The sequence below is a fragment of the Acidiluteibacter ferrifornacis genome, assembly GCF_009909615.1.
Lineage (GTDB): Bacteria > Bacteroidota > Bacteroidia > Flavobacteriales_E > Vicingaceae > Acidiluteibacter > Acidiluteibacter ferrifornacis.
Map to the genome: position 1 here is coordinate 133701 of NZ_WWNE01000007.1, position 21102 is coordinate 154802.

At 34.5% G+C, this 21102-nt stretch carries 23 protein-coding genes; 13 read left to right on the forward strand and 10 right to left on the reverse strand.

Features of this window, described 5'->3' with window-relative positions:
• Position 1: 1 nt before the first annotated feature.
• From GQN54_RS09275 to GQN54_RS09295, 5 genes are all read left to right on the forward strand, one after another.
• Positions 2-826: a YHYH protein gene (locus GQN54_RS09275; RefSeq protein WP_160633263.1), complete on the forward strand. Its 825-nt coding sequence runs from the start codon at positions 2-4 to the stop codon at positions 824-826.
• Positions 813-1409 carry a toxin-antitoxin system YwqK family antitoxin gene (locus GQN54_RS09280; RefSeq protein WP_160633264.1) on the forward strand — a complete coding sequence of 199 codons (597 nt, stop codon included), beginning with the start codon at positions 813-815 and terminating at the stop codon, positions 1407-1409. The genes GQN54_RS09275 and GQN54_RS09280 overlap by 14 nt, the downstream gene beginning before the upstream one ends.
• A complete protein-coding gene (locus tag GQN54_RS09285; RefSeq protein WP_235933025.1) occupies positions 1372-2040 on the forward strand; it encodes an SCO family protein in 669 nt (222 codons plus the stop codon). Before GQN54_RS09280 ends, GQN54_RS09285 begins: the two co-directional genes overlap by 38 nt.
• Before the next feature lie 28 nt (positions 2041-2068).
• Positions 2069-2863, forward strand: coding sequence for a class I SAM-dependent methyltransferase (locus GQN54_RS09290; RefSeq protein ID WP_160633265.1), 795 nt, complete (start codon positions 2069-2071; stop codon positions 2861-2863).
• Positions 2864-3038: 175 nt separating this feature from the next.
• The gene (locus GQN54_RS09295) at positions 3039-3554 is read left to right on the forward strand and encodes a cupin domain-containing protein (RefSeq protein WP_160633266.1); all 516 of its coding nucleotides are present in this window, start codon (positions 3039-3041) and stop codon (positions 3552-3554) included.
• Between the two features lie 13 nt (positions 3555-3567).
• Here GQN54_RS09295 and GQN54_RS09300 read toward each other — a convergent pair whose 3' ends face one another.
• The 8 genes from GQN54_RS09300 to GQN54_RS09335 form a co-directional block, all read right to left on the reverse strand.
• Positions 3568-4431: a universal stress protein gene (locus GQN54_RS09300; RefSeq protein WP_160633267.1), complete on the reverse strand. Its 864-nt coding sequence runs from the start codon at positions 4429-4431 to the stop codon at positions 3568-3570.
• A gap of 18 nt (positions 4432-4449) precedes the next feature.
• Positions 4450-4860 carry a DoxX family membrane protein gene (locus GQN54_RS09305; RefSeq protein WP_160633268.1) on the reverse strand — a complete coding sequence of 137 codons (411 nt, stop codon included), beginning with the start codon at positions 4858-4860 and terminating at the stop codon, positions 4450-4452.
• Between the two features lie 164 nt (positions 4861-5024).
• Positions 5025-5873: a restriction endonuclease gene (locus GQN54_RS09310; RefSeq protein WP_160633269.1), complete on the reverse strand. Its 849-nt coding sequence runs from the start codon at positions 5871-5873 to the stop codon at positions 5025-5027.
• Complete coding sequence (locus GQN54_RS09315; protein WP_394350983.1) at positions 5873-7255, reverse strand: MBL fold metallo-hydrolase RNA specificity domain-containing protein; 1383 nt, start codon at positions 7253-7255, stop codon at positions 5873-5875. Before GQN54_RS09315 ends, GQN54_RS09310 begins: the two co-directional genes overlap by 1 nt.
• 205 nt (positions 7256-7460) lie before the next feature.
• Positions 7461-7853: an OsmC family protein gene (locus GQN54_RS09320; RefSeq protein ID WP_160633270.1), complete on the reverse strand. Its 393-nt coding sequence runs from the start codon at positions 7851-7853 to the stop codon at positions 7461-7463.
• 76 nt (positions 7854-7929) lie between these two features.
• Positions 7930-8610, reverse strand: a complete 681-nt coding sequence (locus tag GQN54_RS09325; protein WP_160633271.1) for an ABC transporter ATP-binding protein — start codon at positions 8608-8610, stop codon at positions 7930-7932.
• Between the two features lie 2 nt (positions 8611-8612).
• Positions 8613-9872 (reverse strand): ABC transporter permease, encoded by a 1260-nt coding sequence (locus GQN54_RS09330; RefSeq protein ID WP_160633272.1) that lies wholly within the window; start codon positions 9870-9872, stop codon positions 8613-8615.
• 4 nt (positions 9873-9876) lie between these two features.
• The gene (locus tag GQN54_RS09335) at positions 9877-10965 is read right to left on the reverse strand and encodes an efflux RND transporter periplasmic adaptor subunit (protein WP_160633273.1); all 1089 of its coding nucleotides are present in this window, start codon (positions 10963-10965) and stop codon (positions 9877-9879) included.
• A gap of 131 nt (positions 10966-11096) precedes the next feature.
• Between GQN54_RS09335 and GQN54_RS09340 the strand changes: the two genes are divergently transcribed.
• Together GQN54_RS09340 and GQN54_RS09345 are read left to right on the forward strand one after the other, a co-directional pair.
• The gene (locus GQN54_RS09340) at positions 11097-11930 is read left to right on the forward strand and encodes a universal stress protein (protein WP_160633274.1); all 834 of its coding nucleotides are present in this window, start codon (positions 11097-11099) and stop codon (positions 11928-11930) included.
• 3 nt (positions 11931-11933) lie between these two features.
• Positions 11934-12308 (forward strand): tellurite resistance TerB family protein, encoded by a 375-nt coding sequence (locus GQN54_RS09345; protein WP_160633275.1) that lies wholly within the window; start codon positions 11934-11936, stop codon positions 12306-12308.
• Between the two features lie 37 nt (positions 12309-12345).
• On the opposite strand, the gene GQN54_RS09350 is transcribed toward GQN54_RS09345, so the two are convergent.
• The gene (locus GQN54_RS09350; protein WP_160633276.1) at positions 12346-13401 is read right to left on the reverse strand and encodes a response regulator; all 1056 of its coding nucleotides are present in this window, start codon (positions 13399-13401) and stop codon (positions 12346-12348) included.
• Positions 13401-14672 (reverse strand): PAS domain-containing sensor histidine kinase, encoded by a 1272-nt coding sequence (locus tag GQN54_RS09355; RefSeq protein WP_160633277.1) that lies wholly within the window; start codon positions 14670-14672, stop codon positions 13401-13403. The genes GQN54_RS09350 and GQN54_RS09355 overlap by 1 nt, the downstream gene beginning before the upstream one ends.
• A gap of 147 nt (positions 14673-14819) precedes the next feature.
• Here GQN54_RS09355 and GQN54_RS09360 point away from each other — a divergent pair, with 147 nt between their 5' ends.
• From GQN54_RS09360 to GQN54_RS09385, 6 genes are all read left to right on the forward strand, one after another.
• Complete coding sequence (locus GQN54_RS09360) at positions 14820-15605, forward strand: MlaE family ABC transporter permease (RefSeq protein ID WP_160633488.1); 786 nt, start codon at positions 14820-14822, stop codon at positions 15603-15605.
• Positions 15595-16353, forward strand: coding sequence for an ABC transporter ATP-binding protein (locus GQN54_RS09365; protein WP_160633278.1), 759 nt, complete (start codon positions 15595-15597; stop codon positions 16351-16353). The genes GQN54_RS09360 and GQN54_RS09365 overlap by 11 nt, the downstream gene beginning before the upstream one ends.
• A gap of 5 nt (positions 16354-16358) precedes the next feature.
• Positions 16359-17318 (forward strand): MlaD family protein, encoded by a 960-nt coding sequence (locus tag GQN54_RS09370; RefSeq protein ID WP_160633279.1) that lies wholly within the window; start codon positions 16359-16361, stop codon positions 17316-17318.
• Positions 17319-18050 carry a sulfite exporter TauE/SafE family protein gene (locus GQN54_RS09375; protein ID WP_160633280.1) on the forward strand — a complete coding sequence of 244 codons (732 nt, stop codon included), beginning with the start codon at positions 17319-17321 and terminating at the stop codon, positions 18048-18050. It begins immediately after the preceding gene.
• Between the two features lie 61 nt (positions 18051-18111).
• On the forward strand, positions 18112-20559 hold the full coding sequence (locus GQN54_RS09380) for a PAS domain-containing sensor histidine kinase (RefSeq protein ID WP_160633281.1): 2448 nt from the start codon (positions 18112-18114) through the stop codon (positions 20557-20559).
• On the forward strand, positions 20556-20963 hold the full coding sequence (locus GQN54_RS09385) for a response regulator (protein WP_160633282.1): 408 nt from the start codon (positions 20556-20558) through the stop codon (positions 20961-20963). The genes GQN54_RS09380 and GQN54_RS09385 overlap by 4 nt, the downstream gene beginning before the upstream one ends.
• The last annotated feature ends 139 nt before the right edge of the window (positions 20964-21102 follow it).

The following is a 21102-nucleotide window of genomic DNA, read 5'->3' on the forward strand; positions in this document are numbered from 1 at the left end:
CATGAAAAATCCATTTAGACTAAAACACCTTGTCCTATTATTTGTAATCACAATTACAATAAATTCATGTAAAAAGGATGATGACGAGACTGAAGTTCTAGTTTCTGAAGTAACTATTCCTGCTGCTTATTCTGAATTTGATGAGAATAATACAACTATTTATGCGAGTGGTAGTAATATAGTAATTGAATCAAATGGGTATCCAAATCACACTTCTCCATACTGGTCAAATACTACAGCAAGGACTGCCAACAATGGTGGGATGACAATTACCACTCCTGCTGCAGCATCTAATCACCCACTGTTTGTAGAACCAACAAGCACTTCATATGCGCAGATGGCTCCGGGAAACATCGATGATTTCAATGGTTCTTATACATTAACTGTTCCAGCAAGTCCAACTAAAGCTAGCAATTCAAGTAGTACAGGATTAGGGGCAATTGGCATCGCAGTAAGTGGCGCAATGATATACAACGATGAAGAAGGACCTAATGTTCCATTAGACAATGCTGCTCCAAGTTTAGACTATAACGGTGCTCATACAGGACCACAAAGTTACCACTACCATTTAGAACCAGAAGCTTGGTCAAAAGACGATGAGAAATTGATTGGTGTTATTGCTGATGGATTCTTTTTATACGGAAGAAAATGTCATTCTACGGGTACATATCCAACTGATTTAGATGCATCAGGTGGTCACACTAGTTTAACGCAACACAATGCAGAGGCTAGCTACCACTACCACATTCAAAATACATTGTATTTAAACCAATACTACATTTTATTTCCAGGTGATTACCAAGGTTCTCCGAATGCAATTCGATAGTTCCAACATATTTATAACTGCTCTATTCTCTTTTTTATTAAGTTGCAATCCTGTTGCGACAAATAATTCAGAGATTAAGAAAAGTCAATTAGTAGATAAAAGTTTAACCCAATTATTTTCAAACAAAGGGCTTGTCTATTATTTAGATGAGCCCTTTACTGGGATTACTTTTTTACTCAACCAATCTGGTGACACCACCGAAAAAACCACTTACTTAAAAGGAATCAAACATGGTTCATTTAAGAAGTTCTTCAATCAAAATAGAATCAGTTATTCCTGCAATTATCTGAAAGGAAAAATAGATGGTGAAGTATTATCCTACTGGAGCAATGGAAAACTTCGATCTCAAAATACATTCACTGATGGAAAGCTGAATGGAATACAAAAAGAGTGGTACAAAAGCGGTGTCTTGTTTAAAGAGCTCACCTATTTGAAAGGCAAAGAAAATGGCATGCAGAGAGCCTATCGAGAGAATGGCAAAATTTACAGTAATTATGAAGCTAAGAATGGACGAATTTTTGGCTTGAAAAGAGCAAACTTGTGTTATGAATTGGAAGATGAAGTGGTACAGTATTCTAATTAGTGGGGTACTTCTAGTAGCAAACGCATGCCATGAAAAGTCGGTTAACAATAGCCGTGTGGAAGAGTTGCCTTACTATTCAGATGCCTATTTCACTCCGCATTGGTTGAGTTCTGATAGCGACTCTTTGATTGATTTTCATCAGATTCCAGATTTTAGTTTGATCAACCAAAACGGAGAACCTTTCACTGAAAAAAATGTAGCCAACAAAATCTATGTGGTCAATTTCTTCTTTACCACTTGCCCAGGGATTTGTCCTAAAATGACTGCAAATTTAAAAGTGGTTCAAGATGCTTTTAGTCCTGCTGATTCTATTCTGTTACTCTCTCATACAGTGACTCCAGGAATAGATTCTTTGCCACGATTGAAAAAATATGCAATTGAAAAAGAAGTCAATGACACCATGTGGCAACTACTGACTGGCGACAGAGAGCAAATCTATAGTTTAGGACGTAATTCCTATTTCGTAGAAGAAGATTTAGGGATAGACAAACCAAATGAAGCATTCCTCCACACAGAAAACTTTATTCTAGTTGATCAGAACAGACACATTAGAGGAATTTACAATGGGCTTAATTCTGCTTCTGTCAATCAATTAATCGAGGATATTCGACTATTGAAGAAACGGATGTAGATGATTATGTTTGTAAAAACAATCCACCATGACTACCAATTACATCTCAATCAATCGCGATTCTTGGAACAAACGAACTGCAGTTCACGTTGAATCAGAATTCTACGATATCCCCAATTTCTTGAAAGGGAAAAACTCTTTAAACTCGATAGAGCTCGATTTATTGGGTGATGTTACCGGCAAGAAAATTTTGCACCTGCAGTGTCATTTTGGTCAAGACTCCATTTCATTGGCTCGATTAGGTGCTAAAGTAACGGCTGTAGATTTATCTGATGCAGCTATCGACTATGGTAGAACGTTAAATGAACAAACCAAAACAGATGTCACTTTTATCTGCTGTGATGTTTATGATTTACCAAACCATCTGGACGAAGAATTTGATATTGTTTTCACGAGTTATGGAACCATTGGCTGGCTACCCGACATTAATCAATGGGCTGATATTGTAGCAAAATGTTTAAAGCCTGGTGGAGAGTTTATCATCGCTGAATTTCATCCGTTTATTTGGATGTATGACAATGACTTTAAAAATATACAATTCCGATATTTCAATGATGCTCCTATTGAAGAAACAGAGTCTGGAACGTACACCAATCCGGACGCAGAATTAACTCAAGATTATGTTTCATGGAATCATGGATTGGGAGAAGTAGTAAATAGCTTAATCACTAAAGGATTAACGATACAATCTTTACAAGAATTTGATTATTCCCCCTACAATTGCTTTTCCAATACAGTTGAATTTGAACCTAATAAATACCGAATCAAGCAATGGGATAATAAAGTCCCAATGGTTTATGCAATAAAAGCGATTAAAAATTAAGCATATACAAAAGCATTATTAGGCTAGTTTTGCCCAATATGGCCTCCCTCCTGTTCGGCTGATTATCATCAACACATCTACTGACAATACTCATATTTTTAAGCAATAAGATTCCTCAACTTTGGAGTGACCTTATTTGATTCTATAATAATTCAATTGCATCTCGTAAAAAAATATGAAACCCATTACAACAGTTGATGAACTCATAGCAACTTTAAAAGGAAAGGATAAACCTATATCATACTATGAAATGATGAAGCACATAAAAATTCCAATCCGAGAATTCGAGAAGTATTACTCATGGAAAAAGGAAGGAATGACTAGGAACCGTATAATCAGCACCAAAAATTTCGAATTACTATTGATTTGCTTTGAAAAAGATCAACAAACTTCAATCCATTCCTATCAATCAACGCAATTATGGGTACAAACCATACAAGGACAGTTAACCGAACAAAGATTTAAACTATCTAGAAATGAGTCTATCATTGAACAATCAGGTTCATCTATTATCCCTGCGTCGAAACACTCAATGATCCCTCAACGTGAAATCCATCAATTCTCCAACAAGAAAAACAATAGAGCTGTGTTACTAATTTTATCCAATCAACCGATTAAAAATTGGATTCAATATGAATTAAATGGCGTTTCTAAAACAGTTTCAGCAAAGTATGACTCAATTTATGTGTGATGATAAAAGAAATTTATGCCATTTCCTCTTTTAAGTGACTCTGTATTCTATTAAAAATTAAGATGGGCACTTTAACTTTAGCCCCTTCTGTAGTATCTTTTCGAAGTATCTTTAAAAATAATTCTTCGAACCAGGTGGTATTCATTGCGGAAACTACCACTAAATCTGCATTCTTTTCAATCACCTTTTGTTGATTGCTGACCACGTCATTAGGTTGAATTATCTCCTCATAATGTATAACTCGGTTGCTTTTATTTATTGGAATCAATTTTTCAAACCGAACGTATTCCACTTCTTTACCTTGGCTAGATGTTTTATAGTTTGAAACAAAAGAAACATTAATCGTGTCCACTATTTCCAATGGTAAAGTTGAATCTATTAGCATACTATCTGTAGCAAAAACAACGGATTTAAGCTCAATAAACCCAATATCGTTAGGAATAAACATGATTGGGCATTTTACTTCTTGAATAATCCTATAGCTATTTGCTCCAAAAAAAAACTGATGAATCATATCGTGTCCATTAGTGCTTGCGATAAGTAAATCAAAATTATCTCCATCAGTATATTGCGCCAAAACATCTGCTATCGAATATGTTCCCGAAGCTAATAAATATCCACATGGAATATTATACTCTTCTTTGATCTCTTCGCACCAATCCTGTAAAATCTCTGATAATTCATCTTGCTTGTTGGAGGAACCACTTAAAATCGAATTTGTTGATGCTAACTCTTCTAGGATAGTCATCTCATAGATATTCCACAGTGTTAATGAGCAGTCCAACGCTCTTGTTAGTTTGGCTGCGCATTCCATTGCCTTTATAGATGATTCTGAAAAATCTATGGGACAGAGTATTTTCTTTATACTACTTTTCATCTACATGGTTTTATAAAATTAAAACATATTGAATAAAGTATGGAAGTTCCAAGTGTCGTTTTCCTTAGGAATAAGATAAATAAGAGTTAATAATATTAGCCTTGGAAATACATGTCTCAAATCCCATAATCCTTGTAAAAAACCAAGCCCAACACTGACCATGATCAAGTTTAGCCCCAATAGTAATAGTGTGAAATGCTGAAAAACACCAATCATCAAAAATAAACCACCCAACAACTCGATGTAAGATGAAAAAAGAACAGAGATTTTCATGAAAGAAAGTGGCACTTTTCTTTTTCGACAGTCTTCTTCGTATACATGATAATTTTTCTGTAATCCAATACGAAATAGTTTATCATAAGCTTGAAAAAAAAACAAACTACCCAAAATAACTCTTAACATAAACGGAACAAATGGATCTACTATCATAACCAATCATTTTATCGATGAAGCTCAAAGTTGCTCAATCCATCACACTATCCAACTGATGAATGTCAGTATCGAAAATGATTGTAATCAACAAGCATACCTCAATAGTTTTCAACGAAATAAGCGTCCAACACAATTGACAATCCAATAATAGATAACTGATTTTATCTACCATTATCGAATTCTATTAGGCTATGAGCCTCTGAAAGAATCCTATTTTTACGAACAGCAGAGAATGCAAGTTTATCAAGAATAGCAGGCGAATCGACTAACTCTTTCACTAGAATAACATCATTTTCCATGATTAATTCTTTTTCTCTTTTTGTTAAGGTAGTTAAAGTGGTGACAGGATAAAGTCCATAGGAATCAATAAGTTTATTAATTCCATTGTTCGCAGGATAATTCCAACTCAATAATTCTAACCCAACACAATTTGCGTATTGAATAGCGTCTAAAGTAAACTTAGTATTGCTCACTAACCAACCTTGTTTCAGTTGTGTATTTTTATGGGAATCATTGTTCCACTTTTTTTGAATGTCCAAAAATCGAGAGTTGATATATAATGGGACTTTGACATTGTTAACAAAATGAGATTTTGCATGATACTTGCATTCAATTGCGTAAGTAGCCCCATCCTTTTCCGCCAATACATCAATCTCATGTGTCACACACTCACCTTGTAGGGTTACACTCACCTCAGCATGGTACCCTCTTTTTCTTAACAAAGCTGCAATCATACTTTCAAAAGGATATCCAGTCGGTCCTAAATCAAATAATGCCTTTTTTAAACTATATTTCGATGCATACACTCTATTTTCCTTTTTTAATAGCGCAAATGCTTTACGGTAAATCTCTTGTGTAGTAATCCCATCATACAATTGTGGTTTTAAGCGCTCGAGAATATAAGCTACGTCGCTATCATTAGCTCCACTCCGCTCTAAAGAAGCTCTCAGCTTTGAAAAAGAAAATGCTTCCTTCTCACCACTTTTCTTTTTGATCAAAATACTCTCCATCACTTTGAATTTAACTCTAACTCATGAATCGAATAGAGTTCAGGAATACTACATTTCCACCCCAAATGATCCTTAATTTTTACTCTAAACTTATCTGCTACTTGTGCTTCTCCATGCACGATAAAAGTCTCTTTAGGAGCTTTCTCTATATCACTCATCCAATCCAAAAGTTCTTGTTGATCCGCATGTGCTGATAACGATTGAATGTTATAAATTTTTGCATTTACAGCGTAATACTTACCGTTTATCTTTATTTCTGTATTCCCTTCTAGTAACTGTCTGCCTCTAGTTCCTTCAGCTTGATAACCTGCTAATAAAACTGCTGTCTCGGGTTGATCAATGTATTGCTCCAAATAAGTAAGAACCCGACCTCCAGTAATCATACCGCTTCCTGCAATAATAATTTTTGGTTCCTTTTTATCGATTACTTCCCACGTTTCTTTATAGGTTTCTACCACTCTAAAGTTGCTACACATTTCAGTACACTCCTCATGTGTTAATTTATGCCACTTTTCATTTCTAAGGAATACCTCTAACACATTAACGCCCATCGGACTGTCCATTACCATTTCCACTAGAGGAATCTTATTTTTTAGGCGCAATTGCCATAAAATATACATCAATGTTTGAGCTCTTTCTACTGCAAAACTTGGAATAATTAAGGTTCCCCCGTTTTCTACTGTAGTAATTACAATTTGCTTTAGCTTTTCTTCCAAATCTTCTTCTTCATGCAGTCGGTCGCCGTAAGTGCTTTCAATAAATAGATAATCTGCTTGCTTTGGCTTTTTAGGTGCTTCCATCAATAAATCCTCTGGACGGCCAATATCTCCTGAAAAAACCAATCGCTCTCCATGTATATCCAACTCAATAAAAGTAGCACCAATAATATGTCCATTATATTGAAAACGGACTTGAATTCCATCAAACAAATTAATCCACTCCCCCTCAGTTACAGATCTGAAATGCGTTATTGCTTTTTCTGCATCATCAATGGTATAAAGCGCCTCTGCAGGGCTATGAGAAGTAAAGCCTTCCTTATTAGCTCTTTTTGCATATTCTTCTTGTATTTTTCCGCTGTCCTTTAAAATGATTGATGCAATATCTAAAGTTGGTTCTGTTCCGAGAATACTCCTTTTAAATCCATTCTTTACCAATCGAGGTAAATATCCTGAGTGATCCAAATGACCATGGGTTAATAATACCACATCAACCTCATTAGCATTTACGGGGAGGTGTTCCCAATTCTTGACCCGTAATTTTTTTAACCCTTGAAATAATCCACAATCGACTAAAATTTTATGATTGGAAGTCTCTATTAAATACTTAGAGCCAGTCACTGTTTCAGCAGCCCCTAAGAAGTGTACTTTTATACTATTATTCATCAGTAAACAAATTAATTATCGATTAGAAATTGAAAAAAAATGAATGGACAAAAACGCTCTTTTCCAGATGAAATACTCTGTGATTAAAATACGATCTAAACCATTTGTACCAAAGTTGATTAATCAATGACTGCATAAAACTGACCAAAATCAGTTGGACTAATGATTGTAATCAAGAAGAAAAATTAACTACTTAAATATACTACTAATCAATCATTTTTAATTCTCCAGATATCTCACACATTTCTTGTAGTGTGTTATAAATGGTTCCAAACTTTTGGATATTTCTGTGTAATAAGTCCAAGTTGATCTCTTTTCCCTTTATTTTAATGACATACTGAATACCGATTAACTTTGTCGGATTTTCTTGACGGTCCCCAACTATTTCAATGGTTGCACCTTCATAATCATACTTTAATATCTCTGAAAATCGTTCTACATTTTTCAAACAGCAAGCTGCAAATGAACCTAAAAGTAATTCTACTGGATTTGGTAGGTCATCTGTCCCTTTTTTAACTCCAAAAGAAATTGAATTTCCTTTCACACTAAATGTTGCATTGTGATTGGCATCTACTGTTCCTGTGACTGTATATTTCATAGAAAATTGGTTTAAAATGTTTTATGCATTTATTTTTACTGCGAAAGCATGTATAGACTCCTTAATTTACCGCAGCTTAACTAATTATCCTCCCATCTTCCATCTCTATGATGCGATTGGTTTTCTTTGCAAAATCTATGTCATGAGTAACAACAAGAAGGGATAACTTTTCTTCTTCGCTGAGTTCTTTTAAAATAGAAAAAACGATTTCAGAATTCTTGGAATCTAGATTTCCTGTAGGCTCATCCCCCATTATAATCGATGGCTTATTAATTAAAGCACGAGCTATAGCTACTCGTTGTTTTTGTCCCCCCGAAATTCTCATAGACAACTTTTTCGCTTGATCTGCAATTCCCAGTAGCCTTAATTTTTCTATTGCATCGTGCTCGATCTCCTCCAGTGACTTAATTCCTAACTTTTTAGCTGGTAACATCACATTCTCCAAAACAGTAAATTCTTGCAATAAATAATGGAATTGAAAGATAAATCCAATGTGTTGATTTCGAATAAATGCCAATTGATCAGCAGATTTATGCGACAAATCCTCACCATCTAAAAATAAAGCTCCATTATAATCTGTATCCATAGTAGATAGAATATAAAGTAACGTAGACTTTCCACAACCCGACTTCCCCATGATACTGACAAACTCACCTTTTTCTATTTCAAAACTGATGTCTTTTAGCACGTGAAATAGTGTTGGCACTCTGAAGTACTTGTTAATATTCTCGGCTTTTAAAACGATATTTTTATTCATAACTACTGTCCTCTTATGATTTCAACGGGATCAATATTCTTAGCTTTCCTTGAGGGCAAATAGCCTGCTAAAAAAGTAGCAATCAAAGCGAAAATAATTCCGATGATGTAATAGACGGGATCAAAATTAACCGGGAAGGTTTCTAGAGTGGGAACTGCCTCTGTTTTAAATGGAGTATTATCAATTAATACAGAAAGTAAAAAACCGACGATTAAACCAAGGGATCCACCAATTATTCCAATAACCATTGCCTGAGTTATAAAAATATATTGCACATCCTTGCCTGAAAAACCAGTAGCTTTTAAAATAGCAATGTCATTCATTTTTTCATAAATCAACATGTTTAAGATGTTATAAATCCCAAATCCCGCTACGATTAATAGGGTAATAGAAACCGCATAAGTAATAATATTTCTGATTGATGTACCAGTATCAAACTGTGCGTTGGCTGCATTTATATCAATGGCTGAAACATTAAACTGTTGACTCAATTGACTAGCCATATCAACCGATAATGCTAAGTCGTGTAATTTTACATTAATATCTGTTATATAGCTTTCAGACTGCCCCATAATACGCTGAGCCATCTTTACATTTACATAACTCTGAATATCATCCACCTCTGCAAGACCACTCTGGTAGATTCCAACAATTTTTAGTTGGAAAAGCGCCCCGTTGGGTGATGAAATATAAATGCGATCACCCAATGATAATTTTAATTTGTCAGCTACCCCTGCACCTAAAATAATTCCGCTTGGTGTATTTTTGAGTAATTGAACATTTCCTTCAATCACATAATCTCCAATATTAAAAAGTCGGTCTTCTTGTAATGGCTCAATTCCATTTAAAATGCCATTTAAATTAACCGCTCCTGCTTTGTAAAAAACTTGAACTTTTATCTGAGGGATTGCCCCCTTTACTCTTTTATCTTTGTTAAGAAAATCTAGTATGGGTAAGGCATTGTGAATCCGTATTTGGTTAAACTTTGGCTGTACCGATCTTACAATAGATAGTTCCTCAGCGGGATTAGTGATAAAATCAATGGGTTGCTTTTCACTGATTTTTATCTCATTGTATAGATGCACATGAGGAGTTCTATTTAATACTAATCCATCTAACAAATCATTCAATCCAGTCATGAACCCGATCATCGTAATAAAAGTACCAATCCCAAAAGTGACTCCCAAGGCTGCCACTGCTGACTGCTTGAAACGAGAAACTAAATGAGTTTTAGCAATACTAAATATCAATGGATAGTTCATGGACTTATGGCTTGATTATTTTGGTATTACTGTCTAATCCCTCAATAATTTCAACTCGCTCTAGGCTCCTCAGTCCAGTTTTAACAAAGAGGGTATCCTTTTCAGTCAGCACCTGATCAGAACTATATAAATACTCCAATGGAATAGTCAGCACGTTCTCCTTTCTTGCAATTACAATATTCGCTTCCCCCCTTAATCCAGAATATAAAACCGCAGGAGGGTTGGTGAATCTTGCTTCAACCCAAAAGGTTTGTGTAGCCTGATTCATCTGAGGAATAATCTGTTTAACTTCTGCTTCGAATACTTGGCTGTTATATGCATCCAAAGTAACGTAAACCAACTGCCCCGTTTTTATTCGGACAATATCTACCTCATCTACTTGCATTTTTATAAGAAACCGATTACTGCTACCTATAACCCCTATTGGTTCTTGCTCACTCAATAGTTCTCCTTCTTCCTTCAACAATTCATAAACCTGTCCGTTAACTCTGCTCAGTACATTATAGTCTTTATAATTATTTAAACTATTGGTATAATTGTTCTTAGACTTTTGAAGTAATACTTTCAACTCATCTTGCTTTCTATCCAACTTACGTTTAAGGGTGTTCACATTGTTAAGTGAAGTCTCATAAACCAATTGCCGTTGTTCCAATTCTGTTCTGGACCCAATTTGTTGGTTCCAGAGCCTCTTCTGGCGCTCTAAATTTATTGAATCGTTGATTAACTTTAGTTTAGCCACCGCAAGTTCATTTTGAAGGTCTTTTATCAAATTAGACTGACCTTCATAATTCTGCTGAGCTAAGTTCATCTCAAGTGCTGCATTTTCACTCAACAATTTAGAATTATCATCAACTATTCGAGCTATAGGATCTCCTTTACTAATCAAGTCTCCTTCTTTAACATATATTTCATCAATAATGCCTCTAGCAGCCGCATATACCTGATAAAAACTATCCGGTTCAATAATTATTGATGAGTAAACAGATTCTACAAGAGCTCCAGTGCTTGGTTTTATCTCACTTTTGTCTCCTTGGCAAGCGCCAATCAATAGAGATGCTAAAAGCGATACCATTACCCTCTGTTGTTTTTTCATTCCACTCAGTTTTAAATACAAAAATGCAATGATTCACTATAATAATACCTGACAAAAATCAGGGTGGAGGGTGAGTATAGTCAGAATAAAAGTAGCAAGTGAGAAATACCTTTGTTAAAAAATACGTCTCCATGAAAAAGATTCTGATTCCGACAGATTTCTCTCAAAATGCAAAGAAAGCTACAGATTATGCAATCACTTTGTTTGATAGTAAAGAAACTTCAATTACCCTTTTAAATACCTTCAGTATCCCTTACACTTCAGCGGAGGTCGCTTACTCTGTGAATGACATTATCTATGACAATGCCCAATTACTTTTTGAAGAAGAGGTCAAAAGAATTCAAAATAAGTTTCCAAACCTAGAATCTAAGATTACTACCAGCTTTCATGTAGGGAGTGTCATTCAAGTTGTTAATTCAATTGAAATGAAGGAAAACATAGATTTAATAGTCATGGGAACCAAAGGAGCAAGTGGAATGTCAGCAGTCTTAATTGGAAGTACGACTGCATCGATCATTAAAAACATTACCGCTCCATTATTGGTGGTTCCTGAAAAAGCTGATTTAGAATCTCCAAAAAGAATCCTGTTTACCACTGATGAAGAATTAATTGGGCGGGAAATAGACTATCATATTCTACAGGAAATTGCTCATAAAAATAAATCAGTTGTAGATGCTTTATACATTTCGAATAGTGCTAATAACAAAGAAGTAATTGAAACCTTTATCGACTATGAATTGGATCTTAATCTTATAGACATACCGCACCATCTCAATACAGAATCTGGGAAAAATATAGAAAAAGCAATTTTAAATTATACCGACAATCACCCTACTGATTTAGTCGTGATGGTTAGTAATAAAGGTAATTTATTTTATAATCTTTTCCATAAAAGTATTACCAAGCAAATTGCAATGCATACTAAACTCCCGCTTTTAGTATTACATAATAACTTAAAAAAATAGAACATGAATGGAGTTGAACGATTATATTTTGCTTTAGGAGAACTAGTATATGCTGTGGCAAAATCAGATGGAGCGATCAATTATGAAGAAAAAAACAAGTTACATGATCTTGTGCTGAAAGAAGCCAAATGCCATCTTTATGAATTCAATGTTTCCGAAATTATATTTCAAATCATGCAAAAGGATCAACTTTTTAGTGTTGAAGAATCGTATCGAATGGCAATGAAAGAAATCAATATATGCAGCAATTATTTAACTGAAGACATGAAAGCAGAATTCGTTGCCGTATTGGAAAAAGTTGCAAGATCATTTGGGAAATACTCAACAGAAGAAAAAGCCCTTATAGCTCGTTTCAGAACAGAAATTGATCAATTGTAAAGGTAGGTCTATTCCAATAAAGGTTAGTTTATAATTATTACCACACATTTTTCAATCCATCAGCATTTATAATCCGAATCTCTTTCCCTTTTACCTCTATCAACCCTTCTTCCTTAAAATCTGTCAGTGTTCTAATGATTGACTCAGAAGCAGTACCCACCATACTAGCCAAATCACTCCTTAACATATCTATTCTGTAATTTTTATCATTTGCTCCAAACCGTTCTTTTAGCTCCAATAATGCATTTGCAGCTCTTTTGCGAACCGAATCATACGCCAAACTCAACAATTTCTTCTCCCTCTCCACTAAATCATTGGATATCATTTTAATGAACTTTGAAGCGACTTCTCTATTTTTTTCGATAAGCTGCAAAAAGTCCTGTTTAGAAATTTTGACTACTTCTGAATCTTCTATACAAACCGCGCATTCGTCATACGCCCGATCTTCCATTATAGGAAGATATCCAAAAAAGTCACCTTCCTTAAGTATTCCTGTGATATATTCCTTTGCGTCATCATTAATCTTATATGTCTTTACCTTTCCTTTTGTCAACAAAAAAACAGCATTAGGAAAGTCCCGTTCAAAATATAAAGTATCTTTCTTTTTATGTTGTCTAACTTGTTTTGAAGCAGTTATTTCTTCTAATTCTTTTAACCCTTTAGCTATTTCCACAAAATCTTCTAGCCCTTTAGCATCACGAATAAAGGATTGTTTTAAAGCCACATTTCTTTTTAATCTACCTTCAATGGCATTCAACAAATCCATTTCTTCAAATGGTTTGGTCAAATAGTCATCTGCACCCATCATCATTCCCTTTCTGCGGTCGCTTTTTTCAGTTTTCGCTGTTAAAAATATAAATGGGATGGTAGATGTTTCAGGATCTTTACCCAATAAATAAAGCACTCCATATCCGTCCAACTCAGGCATCATGATATCACAAATAATCAAATCTGGTTTCACTTCTTTCGACTTTCTAACACCCACTTTACCATTTTCAGCAGTGGCTACTTCATAATTTGCTAGTTCTAAGATCTCAGCAGTATTTTCTCTTATTGCTTCATCATCTTCTATTAAAAGGATTTTCTTCTTCATCACTTCGATTTATTGTTTTCGTTAATTGAACCAAATGGAATGGTTACCTCGAATGTACTTCCAACATTTTCTTCGCTTTCAAAACCTATTTTACCACCGAGTAAATGAACATACTGTTGAACTATATTCAATCCTAACCCCGTCCCTTGAATATTACTAGCATTTTTAGCTCTAAAAAATCGCTCAAATAAATGCTTTTGTTCATCTTTAGGTATTCCAATACCCTCATCTTTAACCCCTATCACTATATTATTATCCATTCTTCGGACGATAACCTCTATTTTCTTATTCTCAGGGGTATATTTAATGGCATTTGAAAATAAGTTTAACAATACATTCTTCAATAATTGAGGGTCACTATAGAAATTAATCGCCCTTACTTCTTGAATTAATTCAATATGTTGACCTGTTTTTTTCAATTGATTAGTATCCTCTATCAACTCTTCTATAAACTTAGAAAAATCAAAGACTGCCTTATGACAAATAATTTTACCGGCTTGTAGCTTGTCCAACGATAAAAAATCATTCAAAATGCTCGTTAAGTTTTGCACAGAAGATTGAATTCTACGTACATGCTTTTGTTTTTTTTCTTCTTGTTCTAAGGAATTGTATTTTCCAATTAAAGTAATAGAAGAAAGGATCCCTGTTAGTGGAGTTCTAAACTCATGGGAGGCCATAGAAACAAACCTTGATTTTAATTCTCCCAACTCTAATTCCTTCTTTAATGCATTCTGCATTTCAAACTCTGCTTCCTTTCTTCTAGCAATTTCTTCTTGTAATTTTTGATTCACTTGTTGAGCTTCCTCTATTACATTTGCCAGATCTTTAGTTCTTTCCTTTACTTTTCGCTCCAATTTTTCAGTGAGTTCTAACAATGCATTCTCTGCTCTTTTTTGGTCGCTGATATCGTGAATAAACCCTGTATAGATGGTTTTAGATTTTAATTTCACCTCACTAACAGCCAAACGAAAAGGAAAAGTCGTACCATCTTTTCGCAACCCCTCTACCTCGCGTCCAATCCCGATTATTTTCTTTTGTCTAGTTGTTTTATAATTAACTAAATACTCATCATGCTGACTACGATGTGGTTGTGGCATAAGCATACTAATATTTTTGCCATACACCTCTGAAGGGTTATAACCAAAAAGCTCTGAGGCAGCAGGATTTATACTTTCAATTATTCCCTTTGAGCTAATTGTAATAATCCCATCAACGGACGCATTAAAAATCGCTTGAGCTCTCAATTCATCCTCTTGTTCTTTCTGCTTCATACTTTACTTTAGCTAGAATTTAAAGATAGTCAATAGTTGTATAATTCTCCTTGATCAATACCTCTGAAACTGATTAAATCGATTATTTAACCTGACGGTTATCAGTTTTTCCTAACTATAATGCCGTTAGCTTTGAAAAAAGGCTAAATCGTGCATCACTCAAAAAATATTATACAATCGATAGAATCGTTTTTCTTCTTAGTGGGAGATATTAGTCGTTTTGGTAGTCGTTTTTTCCGAGAAGGATTTAAAAGTCCCATTGAATGGAGAGAAATAATGCGTCAATCCGTTGAAATTGGTTATCGATCATTGCCTTTAGTAGGTATCACTGCATTTATTATGGGATTAGTTCTGACCATACAATCCCGTCCTACATTAGTAGAATTTGGAGCAGAATCTTGGTTACCAGCGATGGTATCGGTATCAATAATTAGAGAAATAGGTCCCGTTATCACTGCCCTCATATGTGCTGGAAAGATTGGTTCTCGAATTGGAGCAGAACTAGGCTCTATGAAAGTGACAGAACAAATTGATGCTATGGAAGTCTCTGGGACTAATCCCTTTAAATACCTTGTTACCACAAGAATCTTATCAACTACATTAATGTTACCGTTACTTGTTATTTTAGCTGATGTAATTGCACTATATGGTGCTTATCTCGGCGTAAATATCAAAGGAGCGGTTAGTGCACAACTCTACTTCAATCAGGTTATAGAGGCCCTTGAATTCAGCGATTTAATTCCTTCTATCGTAAAAAGTTTCTTTTTTGGATTTGCAATCGGATTGATAGGATGCTATATGGGATATCACTCTAAAAAAGGAACAGAAGGGGTAGGAAAATCAGCAAATTCGGCAGTTGTAATTGCCTCGCTTATGGTATTCGTTTTAGATTTATTGGCCGTTCAAATTACCGACTTGTTCTATGAGCTATAATACTACAAAAGATATTCTTCCGCATGCAATAGAGATTACAGAATTAAAAAAATCCTTTGGTAATAACCATGTTATCAATGGTTTTAATTTGACAGTTAAGTCACAAGAAAATGTGGCCGTTTTAGGTCAATCAGGAAGTGGGAAATCTGTATTTATCAAATGCGTAATTGGACTCGTAAAGGCAGACTCTGGAAGCATCAAAGTCTTCGGTAAAGATATCCTCAAATTAAAACAAGCGGAGTTAGATCAGGTAAGAACGAAGATGGGATTTTTATTTCAAAGTAATGCTCTTTATGATTCTATGACCGTTAGAGAGAATCTAGAATTTCCATTACGACGATTGCGCATGAATCAATCACAAAAAGAGACCGATAAGCAAGTAGAAGAAGCTCTTGAAGATGTTGGTTTGTTAAATACCATCGATTTAATGCCTGCTGAATTGTCAGGTGGAATGAAAAAGAGAATAAGCATAGCTAGAACCCTAATAAATCGCCCCCAAATTATACTGTATGATGAGCCAACTACAGGTTTAGACCCCATCACCAGCAGAGAAATCAATGAATTGATGAATCAGGTCCATGAAAAATACAAAACGTCTTCTATCATTATTTCCCATGACTTAAGCTGTATTCATAGAACTGCAGATCGAATAATCCTACTCAAAGATGGAATTAACTATACGGAAGGTTCTTTTGACCAATTAAAAACCAGCACCGACCCATGGGTGAATGCCTTCTTTAACACCTAAGCATTATGAAAGAAATGAATAATAATATTAAACTCGGAATTTTTGTATCCATCGGAACAATATGCTTCATTTTAGCACTCTACTTTTTAGGAGCCAAACAAAACTTGTTTGGAGATACCATTGAAATAAAAGCCCACTTTGCCAATGTAAATGGTTTACAAAAAGGAAACAATGTTCGGTTTTCTGGAATCGATGTTGGAACGGTAAAAGAAGTGACCATTGTAAATGATACTACGATTATGGTCGTTATGATGGTTGATGAAAAAATACATCATTTTATAAAAACAGACGCCATTGCAACTTTAGGAAACGATGGCCTTATGGGGAATAAATTAGTGAATATCAGTCCGGGAACCAATTCTACAGAAATAATTAAAGAAGGAGACACACTACTAGCTATCAACGAACTAGATGCTGATGATATGTTACGTCGATTGGAACAAACCAATCGAAATATTGCTGCTATAACTGAAAGCTTTGTAGGAATAGCACAAAAAATAGATAATGGGGAAGGTACTATCGGAAAGTTATTGAATGATAGTAATCTTTCGAATGACTTAAGTTTCACTATGAAAAACATTCGAAAGCTCAGTCTAGAAACTGCCCAATTGAGTCAATCGATAGGTAGAAGTTTTAGTAAAATGGAGCGACAAAACAACACAATAGGGCTCTTATTAAATGACACCACAATCGCTAAAGATATTCAGAAGACCATAAAAGAGTTGAGTGTTTTTAGTAAGAATACTGAACAAATAACAGCGGATTTAAAGCTTATCGTCAACGAAATAAAAGCAGGAGAAGGAACAGTTGGCACTTTACTATCCGATTCCATTGCCAATGAAAATATAAAGCAAAGTTTACATAATTTGCAAGAAGGGTCTAAAGCATTTAATGAGAACATGGATGCGCTGAAGCACAACTTCCTATTTAGACGGTATTTTAAAAATCAAGAAAAGAATAAGTAGATGAACATTAACTTTATGTTTTTATTGTTGGCATTAATTGCAGAAATTATTGGAACAATTGGTGGTTTCGGGTCATCCGTTTTCTTTGTCCCTATTGGCAACTTTTATTTTGATTTTCATTCCGTTTTGGGGCTCACTGCTTTGTTTCATCTGTCCAGCAATATCAGTAAGATCTTTTTGTTTAAAAAAGGGCTTAATAAATTTTTATTACTATATATTGGTGCTCCTTCAGTGATATTTGTAATCATAGGTGGATACCTTTCCAAGGTTTTCAATAGTGTGTGGTTAGAGGTTGCTCTTGGAATATTTTTAATTCTCTTAAGTAGTTTATTTCTCATCCGTAAGAAACTTGAAGTCAGTCCGACAAAGAAAAACTCTTTAATAGGTGGCTCTCTATCAGGATTTACAGCGGGATTATTGGGGACTGGAGGAGCTGTAAGAGGGTTAACAATGGCAGCATTTAACTTAGAAAAAAGCGTGTTCATTGCGACCTCAGCGTTTATTGATTTTATGGTCGATACCACTCGAACAATCGTCTACTTTCAAAATGGATATATACACGATCACGACTTAAAGTATGTTCCATTTCTTTTTGTAATTGGTTTACTAGGGAGTTATATAGGAAAACGAATTTTAGTGTATATCCCACAAAGTAAATTTAAGCGAATTTCCTTAGGGCTTATTTTATTTATTGGACTAGCCACTTTAGCAAATTTTATTTGGGCCAACTAGGAAGTAATAAAACCTTACCGTTTTTTGGATTAGAACTATAATCAACTATTTTTGAATTTATATGGAAAAACCTAAAATTCCCGACAATGAACAAGAGCGGCAAGCGGCACTAGAGAGCTTGAATATTTTAGACACAATACCTGAGCAATCCTTTGATGATCTTACACTTATTGCATCTCAAATCTGCCAAACTCCAATCGCGCTAATCTCTTTAATTGATAAAGATAGACAGTGGTTTAAGTCCAGGTTTGGTTTTGACGGCATTTCAGAATCATCTAGAGAAATTTCTTTTTGTGGTCATGCAATCAACAGTCCAACCGAATTGTTTGAAATTACAGATGCTAAACAAGACAGTCGCTTTTTTGACAATCCAATGGTTAAGGGCAATGTTGGAGTAAGTTTCTATGCCGGCATCCCCTTGTTAGACGCTAATAATTTGGCAATTGGAACTTTATGTGTAATTGACAAAAAACCAAAAAAATTAACAGATGATCAAAAAAGAGCCTTAAAAGCTCTTGGTAAAGAAGTGGTTAATAGAATGGCATTGCGCAGGGAAAACCAAATTATATCAAAGCAACTCAATTCCGCACATCAAAAGTATTTCGAATTATACGACAATGCTCCTGACATGATGTTGTCAATTGACCCTCAATCAAATCAAATCATCAATTGCAACAACACCCTTTGCTTGAAATTGGGTTATGATCGCAGTGAAATAATAGATCAAGAACTATACTTTCTTTACCATTCTAAATATCACGAACGGGTGAAATTATCGTTGAATGAGTTTAAAGAAAAAGGAGAAATTTTGAATAAACGTGTTATTCTTAAAACCAAATCAGGTGATGAGATTCATGTTTCACTCAATGTAAACGCCATAAGAGATGAGCAAGGTCATATTATTCAATCGAACTCAACATATAGAGACATCACTGAACTAAATAAGGTAGAAGAAGCACTAATCAGCACTAATCAGCAACTTGAATTAAAAGTTGATCAAAGAACAAAAGAATTAAATTTCAATAAAGAGCGGTTAGAATTAGCGCTGAGAGGATCTAATGATGGTATTTGGGATTGGATTGATTTTGACACTACTGAACAATGGTGGTCACCGAAATATTACGAACTATTGGGCTACCAACCTGGAGAAATTGAATCCTCTGTAGTTACATTTTCCAAATTCTTGGTTCACCCTGATGATGAAGACAAGCTCTGGAAATCATTTAGCAGGTGCATAGAAGATGGTATTCCTATGAATGATGAATACCGACTAAAAACCAAGACAGAAGGTTATAAGTGGTTTAGAGGTAAAGCTAATATTATCAAAAATAAAGCAGGAAAAGCTTTTAGAATTGCTGGTTCTATCTCAGACATTCATCAGCAAAAATTGTTGGAACTTAAATTAAAGAATACTCAAAACTTCCTTTCCAGAATTACTGAAATTGCACCGAGTGTCATTTATGTTTTCAACCATGAAACCATGTCGAATGAATTTTCCAACAATAAGATTGCAAGCATTTTAGGTTACACTAAAAAAGAAGTCAGTAAAATGGGAAATAAACTTATTCCTAAGTTGTGTCACCCCGAGGATTTTGAAAAAGTTAACCAGCACTTTTACAATATTCAATCGCTTAAAAAAAATGAGAAAATCAGTATTGAATATAGAATGCGCCATAAAGATGGTCACTATGTTTGGTTAATTTCAGAAGATTCCATATTTGAAAAAGACAAGAAAGGGAAAGTAATAAAGCAAATAGGTGTAGCTACAGATATTACAAAAATTAAAGAATCTGAAGAAAACCTAATGATCCAAAAAGAAATACTTGCAGAACAAAACAATGACCTTAAACAATTCACTTATATCGCTACACACGATTTAAAGAATCCAATTTTAACGGTCCAAGGTCATTTTGAGTATCTTAAATCTCAATTTTTAACTAACAATGAAGCTATTAAGGAGTCGATAGAGGTAATTGACGAAGAGTTAAATCAATTTAATCAAACCATTTATACATTAACCGAGGCTATCAAACTCCGAGAGAGTAAGGTAAAACTAGCAAACGTAAATCTTAATAATCTAATTCAAGATCTTATTCCCTTTTATCAAAATGAAATAAAGTCGTTGGAAGGCCAACTCACGATAAATTTAGCGCAAGATTCAATCGTCCAAGGAACTCCTATTTACGTAAAGAGCATCTTTCAAAACCTAGTTTCCAACGCAATAAAATACAGAAGCCCCAAGCGTTCAATAAACATACAAATTACTACCAAAGTCCAAGAAAACAATGTCCTTTTAACCATAGAAGATAATGGATTAGGTATTGATTTAAAGTTACACGAGCATCGTCTGTTTAAGATGTTCAACCAATTTCATGATCCATCAAAAGGTACAGGAATGGGTCTTTATATGGTAAAGTACATGGTGGATAAAATCAATGGAAAATTGGAACTTAAAAGTAAAGTCGATGAAGGTTCCAAATTTTCAATTCTATTTAAAAAATCAAAATGAAAAAATTAAACGAGATAGTACTAATCGACGATAGCAGAGGCACTAACATTCTGAACAAACGCCTTATGGAAGAAATGAATGTTGCCGATAAAATAACAACCTTACCGAATGGCAGAGATGCGTTAGACTACTTAACCAATAAACATCATGAAAGTAGCTATCCAGATCCTGAATTAATCTTTTTAGACATCAACATGCCAGTGATGGACGGTTATCAATTTTTAGAAAGTTATTCAGAAGAACAACAAACAAATATCCCGTTAAAACCTATTATCATGTTGTCTTCTTCAGAAAATGAGGTTGATTTAATGCGGTCACAGCACTACTCCATGGTAAAAGGATTCCAATCTAAACCTCTCACCAAAGAGAAAATAATAGCAGCTATTGAATTAATATTAAAATAGTTGACTTTTAGTTAACCAATTCAAAATCTAACAACAACATCTTTTAAGATGTAAAATAGTTGTATTTAGTTGCTAAGGTCTAACTTTATTGATTTGCTAATTGACTATGAAGAAAATTCTAAAAATGTTGGTTTTAAGT

Bases quoted from the DNA above. Each gene is read 5' to 3' on its own strand.
- GQN54_RS09275 (WP_160633263.1), top strand. From the start codon at position 2: ATGAAAAATCCATTTAGACTAAAACACCTTGTCCTATTATTTGTAATC.
- GQN54_RS09280 (WP_160633264.1), top strand. From the start codon at position 813: ATGCAATTCGATAGTTCCAACATATTTATAACTGCTCTATTCTCTTTT.
- GQN54_RS09285 (WP_235933025.1), top strand. From the start codon at position 1,372: ATGAATTGGAAGATGAAGTGGTACAGTATTCTAATTAGTGGGGTACTT.
- GQN54_RS09290 (WP_160633265.1), top strand. From the start codon at position 2,069: ATGACTACCAATTACATCTCAATCAATCGCGATTCTTGGAACAAACGA.
- GQN54_RS09295 (WP_160633266.1), top strand. From the start codon at position 3,039: ATGAAACCCATTACAACAGTTGATGAACTCATAGCAACTTTAAAAGGA.
- GQN54_RS09300 (WP_160633267.1), bottom strand. From the start codon at position 4,431: ATGAAAAGTAGTATAAAGAAAATACTCTGTCCCATAGATTTTTCAGAA.
- GQN54_RS09305 (WP_160633268.1), bottom strand. From the start codon at position 4,860: ATGATAGTAGATCCATTTGTTCCGTTTATGTTAAGAGTTATTTTGGGT.
- GQN54_RS09310 (WP_160633269.1), bottom strand. From the start codon at position 5,873: ATGGAGAGTATTTTGATCAAAAAGAAAAGTGGTGAGAAGGAAGCATTT.
- GQN54_RS09315 (WP_394350983.1), bottom strand. From the start codon at position 7,255: ATGAATAATAGTATAAAAGTACACTTCTTAGGGGCTGCTGAAACAGTG.
- GQN54_RS09320 (WP_160633270.1), bottom strand. From the start codon at position 7,853: ATGAAATATACAGTCACAGGAACAGTAGATGCCAATCACAATGCAACA.
- GQN54_RS09325 (WP_160633271.1), bottom strand. From the start codon at position 8,610: ATGAATAAAAATATCGTTTTAAAAGCCGAGAATATTAACAAGTACTTC.
- GQN54_RS09330 (WP_160633272.1), bottom strand. From the start codon at position 9,872: ATGAACTATCCATTGATATTTAGTATTGCTAAAACTCATTTAGTTTCT.
- GQN54_RS09335 (WP_160633273.1), bottom strand. From the start codon at position 10,965: ATGAAAAAACAACAGAGGGTAATGGTATCGCTTTTAGCATCTCTATTG.
- GQN54_RS09340 (WP_160633274.1), top strand. From the start codon at position 11,097: ATGAAAAAGATTCTGATTCCGACAGATTTCTCTCAAAATGCAAAGAAA.
- GQN54_RS09345 (WP_160633275.1), top strand. From the start codon at position 11,934: ATGAATGGAGTTGAACGATTATATTTTGCTTTAGGAGAACTAGTATAT.
- GQN54_RS09350 (WP_160633276.1), bottom strand. From the start codon at position 13,401: ATGAAGAAGAAAATCCTTTTAATAGAAGATGATGAAGCAATAAGAGAA.
- GQN54_RS09355 (WP_160633277.1), bottom strand. From the start codon at position 14,672: ATGAAGCAGAAAGAACAAGAGGATGAATTGAGAGCTCAAGCGATTTTT.
- GQN54_RS09365 (WP_160633278.1), top strand. From the start codon at position 15,595: ATGAGCTATAATACTACAAAAGATATTCTTCCGCATGCAATAGAGATT.
- GQN54_RS09370 (WP_160633279.1), top strand. From the start codon at position 16,359: ATGAAAGAAATGAATAATAATATTAAACTCGGAATTTTTGTATCCATC.
- GQN54_RS09375 (WP_160633280.1), top strand. From the start codon at position 17,319: ATGAACATTAACTTTATGTTTTTATTGTTGGCATTAATTGCAGAAATT.
- GQN54_RS09380 (WP_160633281.1), top strand. From the start codon at position 18,112: ATGGAAAAACCTAAAATTCCCGACAATGAACAAGAGCGGCAAGCGGCA.
- GQN54_RS09385 (WP_160633282.1), top strand. From the start codon at position 20,556: ATGAAAAAATTAAACGAGATAGTACTAATCGACGATAGCAGAGGCACT.